This is a genomic window from Sphingomonas sp., from assembly GCF_019242355.1.
Classification (GTDB): domain Bacteria; phylum Pseudomonadota; class Alphaproteobacteria; order Sphingomonadales; family Sphingomonadaceae; genus Sphingomicrobium.
In genome coordinates, this window is record NZ_JAFAVR010000256.1 from 1 (window position 1) to 20,575 (window position 20,575).

A 20,575-nucleotide genomic window follows, 5' to 3' on the forward strand; every position below is an offset into this window, starting at 1 on the left:
GAAGAGCCTGTTCGACCAGCCGCTCGTCGTCTACCTCGGCTTCGCGTTCGTCGCCGCGCTCGCGTGGCTCTTCCGCGCGAGCACCGTCGGCCTCAACCTGCGGGCGGCGGGCGAGAAGCCGGAGGCGCTCGACGCCGCCGGGATCAGCGTGCTCGCGACGCGCAGCTGGGCGGCCCTCTCGACGGGGATGCTCGCCGGCCTCGGCGGCGCCTACCTCTCGGTCGCGGCGACCGGGATCTTCACGCCGTTCATGACGCAGGGCCAGGGCTACATGGCGATCGTCGTGGCTATGCTTGCCCGTGGCCGGCCGGTGTGGGTCCTCGTCGGGTCGTTCCTCTTCGGGATCTCGCTGTCGCTCGCCACCTCGTTGCAGATCGCCGGCATCAACATCTCGACCGACCTCGTGAACATGCTTCCGTTCGTCGCGATCATCGTCGCGCTCGGGGTTGGCGGGTCGCTCCTGTCGACATGGATCAGGATCAAGAACGGCTACCCGCTTCAGAACAGCTGGGGATTGCCGATTCATCCCAGGACCGACCAGGAGACCGCCGAGCGCATCCGCCTTCTGACCGGCGAGAATGCTCAGCTCCGCGCCGAGCTCGGCTCGGTCAAGGACCGCCTCGAGACGCTCGAGCGTATCGCCACCGACACGCCGTCGCGTCTGGCCCGCGACATCGACGCGCTTCAGATCGACAAGGGAGGGAACGCCTGATGCAGCCCGGAGACGTTTTCGGCCTCCTCATCGCCGTCCTCATTCCGACCGTGTTCCTGATCTACGTCTTCCGGCGCTTTTTCACCTACAAGGAAAAGCAGCTTGAGGTGCAGGCCCGCACTGCCGCCGAGCGCGCCGCCGAATATGCGGTCAGCAACAAGGAACTCGAACAACGCGTCCGGGTGCTTGAGCAGATCATCACGGACCACGGCGCCCAGACGGCGGCGCAGATCGAGGCTTTACGCCAACCGGTCGCGAAGCTTCGAGAGACGCCAAACGCTTGATTCCTGACGGCACACGGAAACACAAAGGCACGGACATGGAACCCTCGCTGCTCGCCTTCTTCGCAATCGTGGTCGGAATTCCGGTCGCAGGCGGAATCGCCGCGAGCATGTTCCAGCGCTGGCTTGCGCACAAGGAACGGATGAGCCAGCTGATTGCGAACCAGACCGCCGAAAAGGCCGCGCAATATGCGTCGCATGTCGAACGCATCGAGGCTCGCCTCCGGATCGTCGAGCAGATCGTCACCGACGGCGGTGCCCAAACCGCCGCCCAGATCGAGGCGCTGCGCAAGCCGCTCGTCTCATCGCAAACTGCCGAGCGCTAGTGGCGGCGTCGACTGTTCGACGGTAGGTAGCGTCGCGCAGACCGAAGCGCTCGCCATGGCGACCGCATCGATGGAATTTCGAGAAACGGAGAAGAGGTTCGATGGAGGGCGGGCAAATCATGGTGGTGTGCATCGTCGCGATCGTGATGCTCGCGTCGATCTTCAAGGCACGCTCGAAGTTCAACTCCCAAGCCGACCTCGGCGACGACAGCCACTCCGAGAACGCGCGGCTGCGGGACGAAGTCGCGCAGCTCAAGGAGCGCCTGAAGGTGCTCGAGCGGATCACCGTCGAAAAGGAAAACAGCCTGGCGCGCGAGATCGACCAGCTTCGCGACCGCTAGTGACTTTACCTTGCCGGTGATAGTCGGCGAGGCGATGCCGCTGCCCTCTCTCGACGCCATCCTCGACGATTATGATCTTCTCGACGGGGAGGACCGCTATCGGCTCCTGATCGATCTCGGCCGCGAGCTGGAGCCGATGCCGGACGTCCTCAAGAGGGATGCGACCATGGTCCGCGGCTGCTCGGCGTCCGTCTGGCTCTACCCGACGGTCAAGGATGGCCGCCTGCATTTCCTCGCCGACAGCAATGCGGCCATCACCAAGGGCATTGTTGCCCTCGTTCTGTCCGCCGTCCAGGACAAGCCGGCCCCGCAGGTTGCAGCAATGGACATCGCAGCGGTGCTCGCCCCGTTCGAGCTGTCGAAGCACCTGAGCGCCAACCGCACCCAGGGCGTGCCGAACATGATCGCGCTCGTGAAGCAGACCGCCGCGCGTTACGCCGTCGGCGGCTGATCGTCCTCTCCCGCGACGGGCGGAACGGGCCCGGCGCCGATCGGCTCGTCGCCGGCGAAGATCCGGTCGAGCCGACCGCGGATGTCGGCCAGATACTCTTGCTTCATGACCGTTCTTGGCGCGCGCTCGGCAATCTCCGCCGCGATCGACTGCTTGACCCGGTCGATTGCCTCCTGGTCCAGAACGCCCGCCCGGCGAAGCTCCACGCAAAGCTGAACCAGGCCAACGGCCGTGGCCTGCGCCCGCATCCCGAGGAACTCCAGCGCATGGTGGACGCGACTTCGCTCCTGTTCGTTCATGACGGCCTGGATTCCTCGCGCTGCCCGACTGCCTCGGACCGACGCTCCTCGGCCTTGCGAAGGACGTCATAGGCGGCCTGAACCTCCTTGAAGCGCTTGGCCGCCTGCTCGTCGCCCGGATTCGCGTCGGGATGCGTTTCCTTGACCAGCCGGCGATGCGCCGCCTTGACCGCCGTGAAGTCGGCATCGCTGTCGAGCTCGAGCGCATCGAGAGCGCGCATTTCGTCGCGGCTTCGGCTGCCGTCGCCGGGGCCACCCCATTTCCACTGCGCGGACTGGCGAAAGCCCGAGTTGCCGAGTTCCTCCTCCGTCGCCCGCCGGGCTGCCTCCTCGGGGCTCAGGCCGGCAAAGTAATTCCAGTTGCGGTTGTATTCGGCGGCGTGGGTTTCGCAGAAATACCAGCGGTCCTTGCTGTTCGGTGCCTTGGGCGCCGGCCGGTCGCCGGTTTCCGTGCAGCCCTCGCGGTCGCACAGGCGCACCTTGGCCGCGCCCCGGCCCTTGTCGCCATAAGAGCGCCAGCGCGGGAATCCCCAGTCGTTCGATCGGCTCTGCTTCGCCATCGCGCCTTCCCTAGTCACCCGGTCCGCGCTTTGCGAGCGTGCCATTGGCCCGAAACGGAAAAATGCCAGAGGGCCTGTAAGCCGGGTTCTGTCCATCGCCGTTCGACCGGCGACTGGGCGACCATTCCTCTAGGAGACGGATTGCTCCGCCCCTCAAGCAATCAACCCGGGCGACGAGCCGGAACACAGCTCATATGCCGCCCCTATTCGATCTTGCACCCGGTGGGGTTTACCGTGCCAGTCCTGTCGCCAGGACCGCGGTGCGCTCTTGCCGCACCCTTTCGACCTTACCCGTCCAAGAGCGGGCGGTTTGCTTTCTGTGGCACTGTCCCTGAGCCGCCGAAGCCCGAAAGCCGCGCCGGCCCGCCGGGCGTTATCCGGCACCGTCGTTCCGTGGAGCCCGGACTTTCCTCGCCGGAGCAAGCTCCGCCGCGGCCGCCCAGCCCTCTGGCGAGGGGGGATATAGGCGGAATCGGAGGCGGTTTCGAGTCAGCGAGATAATGTCTGCTTTGGGCGGAAAGCGGACATTCAGCGCTGCTCGGACACCTCGTCGATCACGAGAACCCGGCGCAGCCTGAAAGAGCCTGAATAGCTATCCCCATCCGACGCTTCGATGCGATAAGTCACTCCTGGCTGCAGCGGTTGCGCTCTGACGCGCTCCTTCATGCCGGAAGGGACTTGGCCGTATGTGATCGGGAACTTGTCATCGCACGGTGGTGGTGAATATGCCCCGCCATCCACATCCCACACGACACGCCCCTGGTCGCTCGTCACAGTGAACATCCAAAGGCAGCCCGTCCCTTTATCGTTCTTCGGCACGACAGTGACCCTGCCGTCCTGAAACACCGCCCGCAGGTCATAGTGATAGCTGCAGCCATAGAGTGCGACCGAGAGTGGGAGCAGGGCAATAAGCCGACTTCGCATGGGCGACATTCGTATTTTTCTCCTAAGCAAGGCAAGCGCCGAGCTAACGTCCGCAATAGGTCGAAAGCAGATAATAGCTCGATCAACGAAATCGCTGTCCTACAGCGGCCCTTCTGTGCCCTAAGCTGGCCGATGCAGCCGCCTCGGCTCGACACCCGCGAAGGTCACAACTTTGCGGTGCTCCGCAGGGAGGAACGCCCCCCGAAAGCAACCGATCGAACGTGACCTTTGTGACCTTGATCTACTGCGGCCTGGGTAGCAGCAGCGCGAGCAGCTTGGCCCGGCACTCGCCGTCGATGATCCCGTCGATGAGGTCGGGCCGGAACCGCCGCTGGAAGGCGATGACGGCCTTCTTTGGCTCCGTGACGTCATAGCCGAACCGCTCCAGCGCCAGAAGGAAGCCGGCATCGGTCCAGAACGGGTCGATGAGGTCGCGGGTCGGGCTCGGCATCGCCAGCCGGCGCTTGGCGAGCGCTTCCCAGGGGAACAGCTCACCCGGATCGTCCTTGCGCGCTGGCGCCACATCGGAATGGCCGACGACATTGCCGCGGCCGATGCCGTGCCGCTCCTTGATGTCGGCGACCAGCGGGATCAGCGCCGCGATCTGCTCGTCGGTGAAGGCGCGATATCCGAACTCGTGGCCGGGATTGACGATCTCGATGCCGACGCTGGCGCTGTTGACGTCGGTCGTTCCCCGCCACCGTGCCTTCCCGGCATGCCAGGCGCGCTTCTCCTCGTCGACCAGGCGATAGACGGAGCCGTCCTCGTCGACGAGATAATGGCAGGACACTTTCGCTTCCGGCGACGTCAGCCGGTCGAGCGCGCCGCCGGCATCCGGCATGCCGGTATAATGGAGAACGATCATCGAGACGGGCAGCGTCCGGTCGTCGAAATTGGGCGATGGCCGTTCGATGAAGTCCATGTGGGCCATGGCGCACCAGCTTTGGCGCTGGGTCAAGCCCCGACGGTTGTTCTCCGGTCGGGACCGCGCCGCTTTTCGACCTGGCTCGGGTCGGCCGTCAGCCGGTACAGGCCGCGGGCGTTGATGTCGGTGCCGAGCTTCGCGCTCTGCCCGATGACGGTCTCGCCGGCGCCGAGCATCAGCCAGCCGTCCGGCGCCATCGCCGACGCCAGCCGCTCGAACGCCAGCGTGCGCTTGTCGGCGCTGAGATAGAGGAGCACGTTGCGGCACAGGACGATGTCGAAATCGCCCGGATGCGGCGGCGGCTCGAGCAGATTGTGGACCTGGAAGCGGACCGGCTTGCGGAGCGGCTCGACGGCGCGCCAGCCGTCGGGACACTCCTCGAACCACTTGATCATCTGCGCGATGCCGAGGCCGCGCTGGACCTCGAACTGGCTATAGGCCCCTGCCCTCGCCCGGTCGACGCAGCCCGTCGAGACGTCGGTGCCGAGGATGTCGATGGTCCAGCCGCGCCAGGCGTCGGGATCGTCGGCGAACAGCATGGCCAGCGAATAGACTTCCTGTCCGGTGGAGCATCCCGCCGACCAGATGCGCAGCCGCCGGTTCTTCTCCCGCCGCCGGGCAAGTTCCGGAAGTGCGTGGCGCGCCAACAGGTCGAACGGCGCCCGATCGCGGAAGAAATATGTCTCGTTGTTGAGCAGGGCCTCGACCACCCTCTGCGAGAGGCTGGGCTCGCGCCCCATCACGAGGATGGTGATCAACTCGTCGAGCGTCGCAATGCCGCGTTCCCGAAGGAGGGAGCTGAGCGCGGTCTCAATTCGCCAGCGGCGGCTGATGGTCAGTTGCTGGCCGGTTCGGGCTTCGAGCAAACCGGCAAGGATTCGGCTGGAGCTGTCGCTTATTTGCACGACTGCTCCTCTGTACGGGCAGCGATGCGGCGGGCGATCTTGTCTGGCGGCAGCGCAGCGCAGGCGAGACCTGCATCGAGGATCGCGCGCGGCATGCCCCAGACCGCGCAGCTGCCCTCGTCCTGGACGATCACCGAGCCGCCGCGGGAGACCAGGCGTGACGCGCCTTCGACGCCATCTCGACCCATTCCCGTCAGGACGACTCCCAACGCTCGCTCACCATAGACTGCACCGACCGAAGCTAGCATCGGGTCAACCGACGGCATGCAGCCGCTCGATGGACGCCCGTCGCTCAGGTGCACGACGACGTCATCCCCGCTGACGTCGAGCGTCAGATGGGCGTCTCCCGGAGCGAGCAGGATTTCGTCCGCGGCAAGGATCATGCCATCCTCGGCGACGCTCGCCGGACGATGCGCGGCAACGGCGAGCTGGCGCGCGAACACCGGCATGAACGGGGGCGGCAGGTGCTGCGTGACGAGGATCGGAACGCCGATCCGTCGCGGCAGTGCCTGGAACAGGGCGGCAAGGGCGTGGATGCCGCCGGTCGAGGCGCCGATTGCGAGAATTTCGATCGGGTCGGCGGCCATTGGCCGCAGCGGCAACAGCGAGGACGATCCCGCTCGCAACTCGGTCGGCGCGGACGCGTATCCGAGCGCCTTGAGCTTGCTGAGCAGAATTTCGGAAAAGCGGCCGTTGAAGCGGCCCGTGCCGGGCTTCGGCAAGGTATCGGCGGCGCCGAGCGCAAGCGCAGCGATGGTCTGCTCGGCCCCCTCCTCGGCCAGGGACGACACGATCATCACCTTCGCGCCACCCGCCGCGGCGAGGATCCTCGGGATCGACTTCAAGCCGCCCGCGCCCGGCATTTCGAGGTCTAGGATCACGATGTCGACGCGAACCTGATGGAGGGCGGCGATTGCGTCCTCTGCCGTACCCGCCACCGCCGCGATCTCGAAGCCGCCGTCGCCTTCGACCATGCGCGACAGGACAGCGCGTGCGATCATCGAATCGTCGACGATCATCAGCCGGATGGGCCGGCGGGTCGGTCGCGGAACCGGCTGCCGGTCCCGCGGTCTGGCGAGCGCGCGCTCCACCGTCACACGGGCTCAGGCGACGCCGACGAGCTGCAGCTTGATGTGAAGCGTCTCGCGGTCGAAGGGCTTCATCACATATTCGTCCGCACCGGCTTCGAGCGCGGCGCGAATGTGCGCCATGTCGTTTTCCGTCGTGCAGAAGACGACCTTGGGCTGGTCGCTGTGACCGCGCTGACGCAGCATCTTCAGGAACTCCATCCCGCTCATCACCGGCATGTTCCAGTCGAGCAGGACGACGTCCGGCATGCTCGCCTCGCAGCGCGACAGCGCTTCCTGGCCGTCGCCGGCTTCGTCGACGTTGAAGTCCAGCGTTTCAAGGATGTGCCGAGCGACCTTCCGGATCACCTTGGAGTCGTCGACGATCAAGCAGCTCTTCATGCGTACATTCCCGATTCGGTTGGGAGTCTGTCTAGAGTGGAACGGTAACGAAGAGCTTAAGCCGCTTGCCGCTCGCTACCCCCGACCAGCGCCGCCACGTCGACGAGCAAGAGGGGTCCGGTTTCGGTCTCGACCATTCCGACCGATACGCGTTCCCAGCCGGCGCCCATCGCGGCGCGCACCGGCATCGGCGCGGACCGGGATTCGACGACGTCCTCAACGAGATCGACGATGAGCGCATAATGATGACCGTCGAGCTCAACGACTGCGGCCTCCTGGATCGTGTACGGCCGCTCCGTTACGCCAAGCTCCAGCGACCGCTTGCAGTCGATGACGGTGAGGACCCGGCTGCGCAGAGCCGAAAGGCCGGCGACGTGCGGCGCGGCGCGCGGAACCGGGATCAGCGTGTCCAGCTCGACAACCGATTCCACCGCGGCGGCGGGCAGCGCGACGCGCTCGCCGGCGATGGTGACGACCAGCAGAAGCTCGTTCATTTACCACTCCCCGCCACAGCCGACTTCAAGGCCATCAGAAGGCCGGCGCGGTCGTAGCGATAGATGCTCGAATCCTTCTTGCCCACGGCGTCGGGTTCGCTGCGCAGCCAAATCGTGCGCTTTGCAACGTCGGCGGGCACCGCCTGTCCCGCGGCCGCGATGACTAGGTCGGCGTCACCCTCGTGCTCGTCGCCGACGACAACGTAGCCGGCGGCCTCGACCATCGGCCGAAGCATGTTCTGCATCCATGAATCGGAGCTCGGCAGTCGGCACACCAGTGGGCTCGCAAGGCGGGCGGAAGCGCCGACATGATTGGCGAACAGCCAGTGGGCATCGACGATCTCGGCGGGCTCGCCATCAACCAGCGTGACGCCGCTGATCTCGCCCGGATGCTCGGCATGGAGAACGTCACTGCCGATCGCGGCGAAGTCGACTACCTCGCGAAAGGCATAGCCGAGTTCACGTGTTCCATCGTTGAGGCGGAACAGCCTGACCTTGTCGCCGGCAAGCTGGTCGAGCGTCGCCCCTGCGAGCGGGACGATCGCCTCGCCAAGCTGCACGCGCAACATGCCGGCGGCGAGCTGGACAGTTCCGACCAGGACCTCCTCGATCCGGTCGACCACCGCCAGCCGGATCGCGCGGCGGCCGCCGTCGAGGCCGCGGAAGAGCAGGACGGGAACCGACGTCGGACCGCTGTCGACCGCCGGAGCTTCCGCAATCCGCGCCGAGCGCTCCTGGGCCTCGAGGCGCACTCCCCCGACCTGAGCCAGGCCGGCCGCATCGAATAGCAGGATCGGGCTGCCATCGTCCGCGAGCGTGGTGCCGGCATAGATGCCGGTCGCCATCACGGCGGGAGCGGCTGGCTTGACCACCAGCTCCTCGTGGTCGTGGATTCGATCGACGGCGAGCGCATAGAGGTCGCCGCCCGCCGGCCGCAGGACAATCAGCGTTCGGTCCATCGCCGCCACGTCGCTGTCGAGGCCGAGAATGTCGGCAAGCGCCACTTGCGGCACGCGCCGCCCGCGGATGGTGGCGACGCCGGCGCCGGCGATGCTTTCGAGAGTGACGGATTCGCCGTTGGCCCGGACGATCTCCTCGATCGCCGACCTCGGAATTGCGAAATGGTGCGAGCCGATCGAGACGGTCAGCGCCGGGATGATGGTGAGGGTCAGCGGCACCCGCAGGGTCATGCTGGTGCCCTCGCCCGGCCGGCTGTCGACCTCGTCGATGCCGCCGATCCGCTCGATGTTGGAGCGGACGACGTCCATGCCGACGCCCCGACCGGAGATGGCCGTGACTTCCTTGGCCGTCGACAGTCCGGCCTCGAAGATGAGCGCGAGCTTGTCCCGAGGCGACAGCTGCGCGGCAGCCGTCTTGTCGATCACTCCCGCTGCGCTCGCCTTTTCGACCAACCGGTTGCCATCGATCCCGCGCCCGTCGTCGTGGATATCGATCAGGATCTGGTTCCCGGATTGCCGTGCCGAGACGCACAGGATGCCAATCTCGCGCTTGCCGGCCTTGAGGCGTTCCGCAGGAGTTTCAATGCCGTGGTCAACCGCATTGCGGACGATGTGCGTCAGGGGATCGCGGATCATCTCGATCATCTCGCGATCGAGCTCGACGTCGCCGCCATCGACATCCACCAGTACCTGTTTGCCAAGCTCTGCCGACAGGTCGCGGACCATGCGGGGCAGCGCGACGAACAGATTCTCGATCCGCTGCATCCGCGTCCGGGTAATTGCGTCGCGCATTTCGGCGATGATTGCCGATAGTCGCTCGAAGGCGCCGTCGACAGGCACCTCGGTCGGAGCCTCGCGCAGCCGACGGGCGAGCTCGTTCCTTGCAAGCACCATGTCGGAAACCGTGCTCATCACGCGGTCGAGAAGCTCGACGGAAAGGCGGATCGTGCGCGGCGCTGCAGACGCCTTGCCGGATGCTTCCGCGATTGCCGCGACCAGTGGCGTTGCCGCCCCTTCGGCGCCCGGTGCGAGAGCCTCGATCAGCGCGCTGTCGTCACCGGCCGGCATCTCCTCGCCCGCTTCGATCGCGGCGACCATCTCGCCGATGCGGTCGATGATCGCGAGGACGGCGCTGACCAGCTGGCCATCCGGGACCCGCCGCCCGCTGCGAACGTCGGCGAGTGCGTCCTCGGCCGCATGGCTCAGCGCTTCCAGGCGCGGGAAGTCGAAGAAGCCGCAATTGCCTTTGACGGTGTGGACGAACCGGAAGATGGAATCGAGCCGCGCGCGGTCGTCCGGCTCGGCCTCCCAGGCGACAATCTCGCCGCCCAGCGCTTCCAGCATTTCGCGGCATTCGGCTACGAAATCGGCAATCAGATCGTCCACTGCGCGTGCTACCCCGGCCGTTTGGGGTCTTATGCCCGGCAGGTGTTAACGCGCCGTTATCCCTGTGGCGGGCAGGCGAACGCCGATCAGCAGGATGTCGCTCGACGGGTCGGAGAGCTGGATTGTCCCGCCGACCTCCTGCGCCAACGCGTTGGCAAGCCAGGCGCCAGCGGCTCTCGGCTCGATGGCACCCGCGCTCTCCCCCGCGACCAGCGCCTGACGAAGCGCGGGGTCCAGCAGGACCCGCAGTCCTTCGCCGCGGATCACCAGCTCGATGCCATCATCGTTGCGCTCGGCTCCAACGTCCAGGCGTCCCCCGCGCACCAGGGCATCGCCGGCGAGGAGCGCGACATTGAGGAGCAGCTTGATGGCGCCCTTGGGCAGCTTGTCGCTCTCGACCATCCAGCCGAGCTCGATCCGGCGCTCCGGCCCGAACACGCCCTCGAGCGCCAGCTTCGCTTCGCGAGTGTCGATCTCCTCGCCGAACCCACCGCCGGCGCCGAACGCCAGTCGGAAGAACTTGAGCTTGTTGGCGGACGCCCGGGCGCTGTCGGCGAGCAGCTCCAGGCACTTTTCGCGCATGTCCGGATCCTGCTCGTCGGCAAGCAGCTCGATGCCATTATTGAGAGCGCCGACCGGGGACATCAGGTCATGGCAAAGCCGCGAGCATAGCAGGCTGGCGAGATCGACCGAGTTCATTCGACGGGTTGATGGGCCAAAGCCGCAATCGGCGCAAGGACGGCGGGCATTGAATCGGCTCCGTTCCAACCCATATCGGCAGAGGAATGGGGGTTCTGGAATCGATCGATGTGCGGCTTGGCGCGGGCCATGCCGGCTGGCGTCTGGACCGGGCGCTTGCCGACGCTGTTCCGACGCTGTCGCGCGAGCGGCTGAAGTCGCTGATCCGGAGCGGAGCCCTCGAACGGTCGGGAGCAGCGGTGCGCGACCCCGCGACCAAGGTCCGCGGCGACGAGGAATTCATTCTTGCCGTGCCAAGGCCCGAGCCGGCTCATAACGAGGCGCAGGACATCCCCCTCAGGATCGTGTTCGAGGACGAGCACCTCCTTGTCGTCGACAAGCCGGCCGGGCTGGTCGTTCATCCCGCAGCCGGAAATCTCGACGGCACGCTGGTCAACGCCCTGCTCCACCATTGCGGCGACAGCCTGTCCGGCATCGGCGGCGTTGCCCGGCCCGGCATCGTCCACCGCATCGACAAGGACACGTCGGGACTCCTGGTCGTTGCCAAGACAGATGTCGCGCACGAGGGCCTTGCCCGGCAGTTTGCGGCCCACAGCATCGATCGGCGCTATCTGGCGATCGTTTCCGGCGTTCCAAGGGCGAGCGAAGGCACAATCGATGCGCCGCTCGCGCGCTCGGCGACAAACCGGAAGAAAATCGCCATTGTCGAGGGCGGACGCGGCAAGCGGGCGGTGACGCACTGGCGCCGGATGAACGTCCTTCGCGATGCCGCGTTGGTCGAGTGCAGGCTGGAGACTGGCCGAACGCACCAGGTGCGCGTGCATATGGCCTCTCTCGGCCATGCACTGCTTGGCGATCCGGTCTACGGCGGGACCGCAAAGGCTCATCGCAAGCTATTGAGCCAACTGCAGTTTCACCGGCAGGCGCTGCATGCAGCGGAGCTTGGCTTCACTCATCCGGTGACGAAGCACAGGCTATCGTTTCAAAGCGGCATGCCGCCGGACATGCAGGAACTGTTCACTGCGCTTGGTGTATAGGAAATCAGCGGCTAGAGCGGTTTTCCGCCCCTGCCGGCAAGGGAGGAAGACGAAAGTAATGGCACAGCAGAAGAGCGTCGTCTCGATCCCCGCATCCGGTGGGGAGGCCGGGCTCAACCGATATCTGTCGGAAATCAAGAAGTTCCCCATCCTCAGCCCTGAGGAAGAGTATATGCTCGCCAAGAGCTGGCGTGAGCATGGCGATACCGAGGCTGCGGCCAAGCTCGTCAATTCGCATCTTCGCCTCGTCGCGAAGATTGCCATGGGCTACCGCGGCTACGGCCTTCCGGTCAGCGACCTCATCTCAGAGGGCAACGTCGGCCTTATGCAGGGCGTCAAGAAGTTCGAGCCGGAGCGCGGCTTCCGCCTCGCGACTTACGCGATGTGGTGGATCCGTGCCTCGATCCAGGAATTCATCCTTCGTGCCTGGTCCCTCGTGAAGATGGGGACCACGGCGAACCAGAAGAAGCTTTTTTTCAACCTTCGCCGCATGAAGAACCAGATCAACGCGTTCGACGAAGGCGACCTGAAGCCCCAGGACGTGACCAAGATCGCGACCGACCTCGGGGTCAGCGAGGACGAGGTCGTGTCCATGAACCGCCGCATGGCGATGGGCGGCGATACGTCGCTCAACGTCTCGCTCAAAGGCGATGAAGGCAGCGAAAGCCAGTGGCAGGACTTCCTCGTGGACAATGGCCCGCTCCAGGACGAGCGCATCGCGGAGGATCAGGAAAGCCGCGTTCGCCACGATTTGCTGATGGATGCGATGGACTCGCTCAATGACCGCGAACGCCACATCCTGATGGAGCGGCGCCTGACCGACGAGCCCAAGACGCTCGAGGAATTGAGCCAGGTCTATGACGTCAGCCGCGAGCGCATTCGCCAGATCGAGGTGCGGGCGTTCGAGAAGCTGCAGGCTGCACTGCTTCGCCTTGCCGGCGAGCAAAGGCTGCTTCCAGCGGCCTAGCCCTTTTCGTCGGCAACCTTTGGCGCGGCCTGGGTCAGCTTTTCGCCCTCCCTCGCCTCCTCCGGGCGATCCTGTACCGTGTCGTCGCTTGCGACATTGTCGGCTGCCCAGGCACCCCGCTTTCCGAGCGGCCGCGGTGATCCGGTCGTGCTGTCGATGGCCGTCTGATGCTCGATCTCGCTGTTGAGCTCGGCTCCGAACACGAAGGCATAGGCGGACAAGTACATCCAGGTCAGCAGTGCTACCACCGCCCCCAGCGGGCCATAGCTCGCCTCGTAATTGGTAAAGCGGGTGACGTAGAAACCGAATGCGAGCGTCAGCAGCATCCATGCGAGCGAGGTGAACGCTGAGCCGGGCGTAATCCACCGCCACTTCGCGTTTTCGCGTGAGGGCCCGTATCGGTAGAGCGTCGCGGCGATGGCTGAACCGACCACCAGCAGCAACAGATAGCCCGAAGCCTTGCCAACGATGATGACTACCGGGCTCGCCTGCGGAAGCAGGTGCTGCAGGTAGGCGAGAGCCGCGGTTCCCGCGATGGCGACCAGCGCCCCGACCAGCGCCGCCGCCGTCATCCCGAGCGCAAGCAGGTAGAAGCGGACCAGGCTTCGCTTCTCCTTCTCCTCATAGGCGATGTTAAGGGAGGTGATCACCGCCACCGCGCCGTTCGTGCCCCCGTAGAAAGCGACGGCAATGGCAATCGCGAGGGCGAACCCCTTGGCTTTCCCGGATGCGTCGACGGCGCGCAGCAGCTGGTCGCCAATCAGGACGGCAATCTGAGTCGGCAGCACGGAGGTGAGCGAGCTCATATGCGCGATCACCGTCGTCGCTTCTGCGAAGAAGCCATAGGCGATGACGATCAGGCCAAGCAGCGATAGAAGCGCGAAGAAGCCGTAGAACGCGACGCCCGCCGAGACCAGCGCGACATTGTCGTCCCAGGTGCGCTTGTAGGTCCGGAGCGCAATATCCTTCCAAGCGCGCGCCGGCATTTCCGACGGCGCCGCCGCCCGGTGCCCGCGCGGGTCGCTCTTGGCTTTCGTCATCGCGTCTCCGCCGCTCGGTTCAATCCTTGCGCTTCAACAGCGAAAGCCCGGCGGCGGTTGCGAGGAGCGCGGCGCCCAGCCCTGCCCGGCCGCGCCTGCGAAGCAGCGACAGGCCGATGGTCGATAGGGCGGAGGAGACCATGCCGACCTTGCGCATCCCGGCGATCGCGCCCGCTCGATTGGTCGCCCGCGCGACGAGATAAGGATGTTCGTGAGGCGGGCCTGGCGGCTGCGGGCGCGGCAGGTGTTCCGTCGACGATGGCGGCTTGGGACCATTGTCGTCGGACAGTGATGCCTTGCCGGCCCGGTCGGCTTCCTTGCCTTCGTCGGCGGCGCCGTCCGCCACATGGTCGGCCGACCAGGCGCCGCGGTCGCCGAGCGGCTTCTCCCCCTGGTCGGCGGTCGTGTCGCGCGCGGTCTGATGCTCGATTTCAGAATTGAGCTCGGCGCCATAGAGCAGCACGAAGCTCGACAGATAGAGCCAGGTGACCAGCACGATGACGCCCCCGAGCGAGCCGTAGGTGACGTTATACTTGCCGAACCGCGACACGTAGAAACCGAATCCGAGCGTCAGCACGACCCAGCCGACAGCGAAAAACAGGGAACCGGGCGTGATCCAGGTCCACTTCGCGCGAACGCGTGACGGGCCGTAGCGATACAGGGTGGCGGCGGCCGCGGCAGCGATCGCGCCAAGCAGCACATAGGCCATGATCTTGCCGACGATCACCCCGACTCCGCCAAGGGCGGGCAGAACGCTTGCGAGCCGCGCCATCACGCCGATTGCCGCTGCTCCGGCCAGGGCGAGAAGGACTGCGGCGACAGTGATCTGCAGCGAGAGCAGCGTGACCTTGAGCCAGCCCCTCTTCTCTTTCTCTTCGTAGGCGATGTTGAGCGCGATCACGATCGATCCGGCCGCGTTGCGCGCGCCCCACAAAGCGATCGCAAGCGCCAGGACCAGGCCGGCTCCCTTCTTCCCGCCGGACGTCTTGACGACATTCAGCAGCTGGTCGCCGATCAGCTTGGCGACATCCTGCGGCATCGCGGTTGCCATCGACTGAACGTTGTGGAGGACGGTCTCGGGGCTCGCGATCAAACCATAGGTCAGCACGGTCGCGCCAAGCAGCGGCACCATCGCCAGGAAGCCGTAGAAGGCGACACCGGCGGCGACCAGCGACACATTGTCCTTCGACGCTTCCTTCCAGGTCCGAAGCGCGATCTCCTTCCAGCCTTGCGCCGGGATCTCGGCGGGCGTGTCGGCCTGCCGGCCCTTGTCTCCGGCGTTACCCGAGCCGCTGTCCGCCGACTTGGCCGCGCGATCGGCAATTGTCTCCATCCGTTCGGCTCCCTGCCCGTGCTGCTCGGCCCAACCCTGCGGCACGCAAGGCGTTCCCCCTTGCCAACGCTCGAAAACAGGCGGACGGTGGTCGTTCCACCAGGCGCCCGAGCGCCTTTGCGAAGAGCGACTCGCACGCCCGTGAACCGGACGAAGGAGAGTCGCACATGGGCAAAGGATCATCGAACGGCACTCGAGTGATCGCGCTGGTGGGTCCCGCCGGCGCAGGAAAGACGAGCCTTGCGGAAGCGATGTTGTTCGCAGCCGGAACCAGCGACCGCCTCGGGTCGACGGCCAACGGCTCCAGCATCGGCGACTCCAGCCCCGAAAGCCGGCAGCGCGGCGGTTCGACCGAGCTCAATCTCTACAGGTTCGACTATCTCGGCGAGAGCTTCGCCATCCTCGACGGTCCCGGGTCGATCGGCTTCGCGGCCGATGGCGCACGGGCGCTTGCTGTTGCCGATGCCGCCATCGTCGTCGTCGATCCGGACCCGGCAAGAGCGCCGCTCGCGGCGCCGGCACTTCGAGCGCTCGACGAGCTCGGCATTCCGCACCTCATCTTCGTCAACCGAATCGACCAGGCGCATGGCCGCATCCGCGAACTGCTCTCAGCGCTGCAACCGGTCAGCGTGTCGCCCCTCATCGCTCGCCAACTCCCCATCCGTGAAGGCGAGCGAGTGACCGGATTTATCGACTTGGCGCTCGAACGTGCGTTCAAATACCAAGCCGGCGGGGAGTCCGAACGCATCGAGATCCCGGCCGAGCTCCAGGATCGCGAGATCGAGGCCCGCACCCACATGCTGGAGCAGCTCGCCGACCATGACGACGATCTCCTCGAGCAGTTGCTCAGCGACGAGACACCGGACGCGGATCGCATCTTCCAGGATCTCGCCCGCGAGACCGGCGAGACTCTCGGCGTTTCCGTCCTGTTCGGCTCAGCAAGCAGTTCCTGGGGGATCGGCCGGCTGCTGAAGGCGCTGCGCCACGAGACGCCTTGCCCGGACGCGACCGCCGGAAGGCTCGGCGTCACGAACCCGGCGCTCTACGTCTTCAAGGTCCAGCACGGCTCCGTCGGCCGCCTCGCCTATTCACGCGCGCTCGGCGGCAGTATCGCCGAGGGGTCGGACGCGAGGGACGCCAACGGCAATCATCTCCGCCTCGGCGCCTTGTTCACGGTCCAGGGGGAGAAGACCCAGAAGCTCGGCGAAGCGCGCGACGGCGATGTCGTGGCCGTCGCCAAGATCGACTCGATCAAGCCTGGGCAATGGCTCGGCCTCGGCCAGCTCCCGCCACCGATCGAGGTCGAATATCCTTCTCGCAACTGCGCCGTCGCGATCGAGCCCGCCGACCGCAAGGATGACGTCAAGCTGTCGGGTGCGCTCCAGCGCCTGCTTGAGGAAGACGCCGGCCTCGTCGTCGAGCATGACGAAGCCAGTCACGAAATCCTCCTGAAAGGCGTCAACGACGAGCATCTGAGGACCGTGCTCGCCCGTCTCAAGCGGCGCTACGGGGTCGAGGTGAAGTCGCACGCGCCGACCATCGGCTATCGCGAATCCATCCGCCGGACGGTGACCCAGCGCGGCCGCCACAAAAAGCAGACCGGCGGCCACGGCCAGTTCGGCGACGTCATCATCGAGGTCCGGCCGCTGCAGCGCGGCGCCGGCTTCGAGTTCCAGGAGAAGATCACGGGCGGCGCCGTCCCGCGCCAGTGGATCCCGGCAGTCGAGGACGGCGTCCGCGAGGCGCTCCGCAAAGGAGCGCTGGGTTTCCAGGTCGTCGACGTCGCCGTCACCCTCGTCGATGGCAGCTACCACAGCGTCGACAGCAGCGAGCTCGCTTTCCGCGTCGCCGGCCGGATGGCGATGCACGAGGCTCTCGCCGCAGCCCAGCCGCACTTGCTCGAACCGATGCACCGCCTGACCGTCGTCTGCCCATCCAGCGCGACCAGCCGGATCACCTCCGGCGTCGCTGGGCGACGCGGCCAGATGCTTGGCATGGGCCCGCGGGACGGCTGGACCGGATGGGACCGGATCGAGGCGCTGATCCCCGAAGCCGAGCTAGGCGGGCTGGAAGCCGAGCTTCGATCCCAAAGCCAGGGTCTCGCGACCTACGAGGCCGAGTTCGACCACCTCGCCGAGCTTAACGGGCCGCTTGCCGACAAGGTGATCCAGCAGCGCGAGCTCGAGCCCGCCTAGGCGAGCCCCTCGACGCTCGCGATTGGCCGCCAGTCGCCGAGACCATGCGTGTCTGCGAAGTCCGCGGGAAAGCCTTCGCCGGCGTGGATGCCGCCGCGAACGAATACGGCGTCGACGCCTAGCCGCGCGGCGCCGAGTATGTCCGTGACGAGTCCATCTCCGATCGCGAGCACGGCCTGCAACGGCGGATCGCCCGCCATCCGAAGCGCGTGGTCGTAGATCGCGCGGTGCGGCTTACCGTACCATTCCACGGTCCCGCCCAGCTCCTCGTAGAGATCGGCGAGCGCTCCCGCGCAGGCTTCGACCGAAACGCCGCGAAGGACGATCCGATCGGGATTGAGGCAGTGGAAGCGAACGCCGCGCCCGGCCCACTCGCGGAGCTCCTCGGCATATTGCTCGACCTTCGAACGCTGTTCGTCGAGGCCTGTGCAGGCAAGATCCATAAAGTCGTCGCCATCCGCGATGCGCACGCTCCGGCGCTCGAGTACGGAGCGGTCGTCCTTGGTGCCGAGGAACCCGACGGGCTCGCCGAGGCCGACGAGGACCTCGATCCCCGCCTCGCCGCCGGTCATGATTGCGTCCCAGCAATCCCGGGCAAGTCCAAGCCGGTCGAGATGGCGCGCAACGTCGGCCGATGGGCGCGGCGCGTTCGATATGAGGAGCACGAACCGCCCCTGCTCCCGCCATGCTCGGAGCCGCTGAGCCACACCGGGATAGACGCTCACTCCGTCATGTACGACGCCCCAGATGTCGCACAGGACCACCCGATAGCTGTCCGGCAGCGCATCCCAGAAGGCGGAGTCGGTCAAGACAGATATCACCGCCTCATCCGAACGGCCGGTCGATGGACGGCGGCGGCTGCGTGAAGAATTTCGGCCCGGCCTCCGTCATGTGCCAGCAATCCTCGAGTCTCACCCCGAACTTGCCGGGGATGTAGATGCCCGGCTCATCCGAGAAGCACATGCCCGGTGCCAGCGGCGTCGCTTCGCCGTGCACGAGATACACCGGTTCGTGCCCATCCATCCCGATGCCGTGACCGGTGCGGTGCGGAAGGCCGGGCAGCTTGTAGCCGGGGCCGTATCCCCAGCTCGTATAAGCAGCGCGCACGGCGTCGTCGACCGCTCCCGCCGCTACGCCGATCTTCGCGGCACGGATCGCGATCTGCTGGCCTTCGTGGACCTGATTCCAGACCTTGCGCTGTTCGGCGGTCGGATCGGCGTCGAATACGAAGGTGCGTGAGATGTCCGACTGGTAGCCGCGCAGCGTGCAGCCGCAATCGAACAGGATAGTGCTTCCCTGCTTCACGACCTGAGGCTTCTTCGAGCCGTGCGGAAGGGCCGACGCCTCGTCGATCAGGACAAGCGAGAATTCGGGGCTTCCGCCCAGCGCTTGCGTCGCCGCATCGATCGCAGCGCTGAAGTCCGCCGGGGTCATGCCGATGCGGGCCCGCTCGCCGGCATGGCGCATTGCCTTCAGCGTCAGGTCGTTCGCCGCCTGCATCAGCGCGAGCTCGGCGGGAGACTTGATCAGCCGAAGCGCACGAACGACCGGATTGGCGCTGACCGCCTTCAAACCGGCGAGGTTCTGCGAGAGACGATCGACGATGAAATAACGGTCGGTCTCCTCGAACCCGACCGGCTCAGCCGCGACGCCACGTTGGCGGAGGAAGTCGGCAACCAGCCTGAGCGGGTCCTCGTCCTCGTTCCAGGTCCGGACCTCGGCGGGAATCGCCAGGGTCTCCTCGACCGACGGGCTCTCGAAAAAGGGCGTTACGATGATCGGGTCGCCGTGCGCCGGAATCACGGCGGCCGTCAGGCGCTCTGAACGAAACCATTGGATCCCCGTCAGGTAATCCAGGCTCGACCCCGCCTCGACAACGACCGCGCCGATGCCGGCCTGCTGCATCAGCTGCCGAGCCCTGGCGATTCGCTGCATGCGTTCGGCCGGGGCGATCGAGGGCGGGGCAGGAACCGGCGCCAGTTCATCGGCCGCGGCGGCTCGTACCCGCTCGAACGGCATGGTCAGCGCGGCCGTTGCCGCCGCCGCACCGGTGAGAAAGCTGCGCCGCTGGATCATTTCACCCGCTCCTTTGCGCTCCCATGTTGCACGGCTTCGGGCGATGGGCCAGCAGGCGCGTCCCATGTTCGATTCGACTCATTTCGACGGCCAGCGCCGTCCCGGCGCGCGCGAGATGACGGCGATGCTCGCCGGCTTGATGGCGCTGAACGCCTTCGCGATCGACTCGATGATCCCGGCGCTCGCGGACATCGGCAAATCGCTGCACGTCGTCCGCGAGAACGACCGGCAGCTGGTGGTCATCGCTTATTTCCTCGGCTTCGCTTCGACCCAGCTCGTGTGGGGACCGCTGGCCGACCGCTTCGGACGCAAGCCAATCCTTGCCGCCGGGATCGCGCTCTACGCGGCTTTCGCTGCCTTGTGCGCCTTTGCAAGCACCTTCCCACTGCTGATCGTCGGCCGGGCGGCGATGGGCGCATCGGCGGCGGTCACCCGCGTTCTGGTCATCGCCATGGTCCGCGACCTGTTCGAGGCTGAAGCAATGGCACGCGTCATGAGCCTGGTGTTCATGGTCTTCATGCTGGTCCCGGTCCTCGCACCGAACATCGGGCAGCTGATCCTGCTCTTCGGCTCCTGGCGGCTGATCTTCGTCGTCATCGCCTTTTATGCGCTGGCGATGCTGGCCTGGTCCTGGGCCCGCCTGCCGGAGACACTGCATCCCGAGTTTCGGCGCCCGCTCGACTGGCGCGACACGTTGAGCGCGATCGCGGAAACGGTGCGCGAACCACAGTCCCGGGGCTACACGCTCGCGACGACCGTTAGCTTCTCGGCGCTTGTCGCCTACATCAGCTCGATCCAGCAGATCGTGTTCGAAGTCTTCGGCGAGGGTCCGCGCATCGGGCTGGTGTTCGCATCAATCGCGGCGCCGATGGCGCTCGGCTCCTGGCTCAATTCGCGCTTCGTCGGCCGCTTCGGGTTGCGCCGCGTCGGCCACAGCGCAGCGCTGGCGCTGGTCGTGATCAGCGCCGCCCACGCCGCGATCGCGCTTTCGGGACTCGAGACGATCTGGACCTTCATCCTGCTGCAGGGCCTGACGATGGGCAGCTTCTCCTTCGCGTCGTCGAACTTCGGAACGCTGGCCATGGAGCACATGGCCCGGATCGCCGGCACCGCCTCCTCGGTCCAGGGCGTGGTCGGAACCATCGGCGCGGCGGCGATCGGGTTCCTGATCGGCCAGCAGTTCAACGGCACGCTCG

General features: G+C 66.2%; 23 protein-coding genes and 1 other RNA gene. 9 read left to right on the forward strand and 15 right to left on the reverse strand.

What is annotated here, in order from left to right; all coding sequences use genetic code 11:
* The 5 genes from JOZ79_RS14165 to JOZ79_RS12320 all read left to right on the forward strand — a co-directional run.
* Positions 1-712, forward strand: a 712-nt coding sequence (locus JOZ79_RS14165) for a hypothetical protein (protein WP_366514819.1), incomplete at its 5' end; no start/stop codon positions are given.
* Positions 712-996 carry a hypothetical protein gene (locus JOZ79_RS12305; protein WP_294074579.1) on the forward strand — a complete coding sequence of 95 codons (285 nt, stop codon included), beginning with the start codon at positions 712-714 and terminating at the stop codon, positions 994-996. The genes JOZ79_RS14165 and JOZ79_RS12305, both read left to right, overlap by 1 nt.
* A 35-nt stretch (positions 997-1,031) precedes the next feature.
* Complete coding sequence (locus JOZ79_RS12310) at positions 1,032-1,319, forward strand: hypothetical protein (RefSeq protein WP_294074581.1); 288 nt, start codon at positions 1,032-1,034, stop codon at positions 1,317-1,319.
* Positions 1,320-1,420: 101 nt separating this feature from the next.
* Positions 1,421-1,660, forward strand: coding sequence for a hypothetical protein (locus JOZ79_RS12315; RefSeq protein WP_294074583.1), 240 nt, complete (start codon positions 1,421-1,423; stop codon positions 1,658-1,660).
* A gap of 40 nt (positions 1,661-1,700) precedes the next feature.
* On the forward strand, positions 1,701-2,111 hold the full coding sequence (locus JOZ79_RS12320) for a SufE family protein (RefSeq protein ID WP_294074633.1): 411 nt from the start codon (positions 1,701-1,703) through the stop codon (positions 2,109-2,111).
* Here the strand turns inward: JOZ79_RS12320 and JOZ79_RS12325 are convergent.
* The 11 genes from JOZ79_RS12325 to JOZ79_RS12375 form a co-directional block, all read right to left on the reverse strand.
* Positions 2,093-2,410: a hypothetical protein gene (locus JOZ79_RS12325; RefSeq protein WP_294074586.1), complete on the reverse strand. Its 318-nt coding sequence runs from the start codon at positions 2,408-2,410 to the stop codon at positions 2,093-2,095. The genes JOZ79_RS12320 and JOZ79_RS12325 overlap by 19 nt on opposite strands.
* Complete coding sequence (locus JOZ79_RS12330; protein WP_294074588.1) at positions 2,407-2,970, reverse strand: J domain-containing protein; 564 nt, start codon at positions 2,968-2,970, stop codon at positions 2,407-2,409. The genes JOZ79_RS12325 and JOZ79_RS12330 overlap by 4 nt, the downstream gene beginning before the upstream one ends.
* Before the next feature lie 61 nt (positions 2,971-3,031).
* Positions 3,032-3,421: RNase P RNA component class A (gene rnpB, locus JOZ79_RS12335), an RNA gene on the reverse strand.
* 77 nt (positions 3,422-3,498) lie between these two features.
* Entirely contained in the window at positions 3,499-3,894 is a 396-nt protein-coding gene (locus JOZ79_RS12340; RefSeq protein WP_294074591.1) for a hypothetical protein, read from the reverse strand.
* A gap of 241 nt (positions 3,895-4,135) precedes the next feature.
* Entirely contained in the window at positions 4,136-4,816 is a 681-nt protein-coding gene (locus tag JOZ79_RS12345; RefSeq protein ID WP_294074636.1) for an N-acetylmuramoyl-L-alanine amidase, read from the reverse strand.
* 32 nt (positions 4,817-4,848) lie between these two features.
* Positions 4,849-5,724 carry a protein-glutamate O-methyltransferase CheR gene (locus JOZ79_RS12350; RefSeq protein ID WP_294074593.1) on the reverse strand — a complete coding sequence of 292 codons (876 nt, stop codon included), beginning with the start codon at positions 5,722-5,724 and terminating at the stop codon, positions 4,849-4,851.
* Positions 5,715-6,743 (reverse strand): chemotaxis-specific protein-glutamate methyltransferase CheB, encoded by a 1,029-nt coding sequence (cheB, locus tag JOZ79_RS12355; protein ID WP_294074596.1) that lies wholly within the window; start codon positions 6,741-6,743, stop codon positions 5,715-5,717. The genes JOZ79_RS12350 and cheB overlap by 10 nt, the downstream gene beginning before the upstream one ends.
* A gap of 84 nt (positions 6,744-6,827) precedes the next feature.
* The gene (locus tag JOZ79_RS12360; protein WP_294074599.1) at positions 6,828-7,193 is read right to left on the reverse strand and encodes a response regulator; all 366 of its coding nucleotides are present in this window, start codon (positions 7,191-7,193) and stop codon (positions 6,828-6,830) included.
* 56 nt (positions 7,194-7,249) lie between these two features.
* Positions 7,250-7,687: a CheW domain-containing protein gene (locus JOZ79_RS12365; protein ID WP_294074602.1), complete on the reverse strand. Its 438-nt coding sequence runs from the start codon at positions 7,685-7,687 to the stop codon at positions 7,250-7,252.
* Positions 7,684-10,032 (reverse strand): chemotaxis protein CheW, encoded by a 2,349-nt coding sequence (locus JOZ79_RS12370; RefSeq protein WP_294074605.1) that lies wholly within the window; start codon positions 10,030-10,032, stop codon positions 7,684-7,686. Before JOZ79_RS12370 ends, JOZ79_RS12365 begins: the two co-directional genes overlap by 4 nt.
* Positions 10,033-10,077: 45 nt before the next feature.
* Positions 10,078-10,731 (reverse strand): histidine phosphotransferase family protein, encoded by a 654-nt coding sequence (locus JOZ79_RS12375; protein ID WP_294074608.1) that lies wholly within the window; start codon positions 10,729-10,731, stop codon positions 10,078-10,080.
* A gap of 86 nt (positions 10,732-10,817) precedes the next feature.
* Here JOZ79_RS12375 and JOZ79_RS12380 point away from each other — a divergent pair, with 86 nt between their 5' ends.
* Together JOZ79_RS12380 and rpoH are read left to right on the forward strand one after the other, a co-directional pair.
* Positions 10,818-11,768, forward strand: a complete 951-nt coding sequence (locus JOZ79_RS12380) for an RluA family pseudouridine synthase (RefSeq protein ID WP_294074611.1) — start codon at positions 10,818-10,820, stop codon at positions 11,766-11,768.
* Between the two features lie 58 nt (positions 11,769-11,826).
* The gene (rpoH, locus tag JOZ79_RS12385; protein ID WP_294074613.1) at positions 11,827-12,735 is read left to right on the forward strand and encodes an RNA polymerase sigma factor RpoH; all 909 of its coding nucleotides are present in this window, start codon (positions 11,827-11,829) and stop codon (positions 12,733-12,735) included.
* Here rpoH and JOZ79_RS12390 read toward each other — a convergent pair.
* A complete protein-coding gene (locus tag JOZ79_RS12390; protein WP_294074616.1) occupies positions 12,732-13,775 on the reverse strand; it encodes a YihY/virulence factor BrkB family protein in 1,044 nt (347 codons plus the stop codon). The two genes, rpoH and JOZ79_RS12390, sit on opposite strands and share 4 nt — an antisense overlap.
* Positions 13,776-13,794: 19 nt before the next feature.
* A complete protein-coding gene (locus tag JOZ79_RS12395) occupies positions 13,795-15,108 on the reverse strand; it encodes a YihY/virulence factor BrkB family protein (RefSeq protein ID WP_294074619.1) in 1,314 nt (437 codons plus the stop codon).
* A gap of 167 nt (positions 15,109-15,275) precedes the next feature.
* Between JOZ79_RS12395 and JOZ79_RS12400 the strand changes: the two genes are divergently transcribed.
* Positions 15,276-17,303, forward strand: a complete 2,028-nt coding sequence (locus JOZ79_RS12400) for an elongation factor G (protein WP_294074621.1) — start codon at positions 15,276-15,278, stop codon at positions 17,301-17,303.
* On the opposite strand, the gene JOZ79_RS12405 is transcribed toward JOZ79_RS12400, so the two are convergent.
* Positions 17,300-18,112, reverse strand: a complete 813-nt coding sequence (locus JOZ79_RS12405; protein WP_294074624.1) for a TIGR01459 family HAD-type hydrolase — start codon at positions 18,110-18,112, stop codon at positions 17,300-17,302. The genes JOZ79_RS12400 and JOZ79_RS12405 overlap by 4 nt on opposite strands.
* Before the next feature lie 16 nt (positions 18,113-18,128).
* On the reverse strand, positions 18,129-19,379 hold the full coding sequence (locus JOZ79_RS12410) for a Xaa-Pro peptidase family protein (protein WP_294074627.1): 1,251 nt from the start codon (positions 19,377-19,379) through the stop codon (positions 18,129-18,131).
* A gap of 64 nt (positions 19,380-19,443) precedes the next feature.
* On the opposite strand from JOZ79_RS12410, the gene JOZ79_RS12415 reads away from it, so the two are divergent.
* On the forward strand, positions 19,444-20,575 hold a 1,132-nt coding region (locus JOZ79_RS12415; RefSeq protein WP_294074629.1), incomplete at its 3' end, for a multidrug effflux MFS transporter.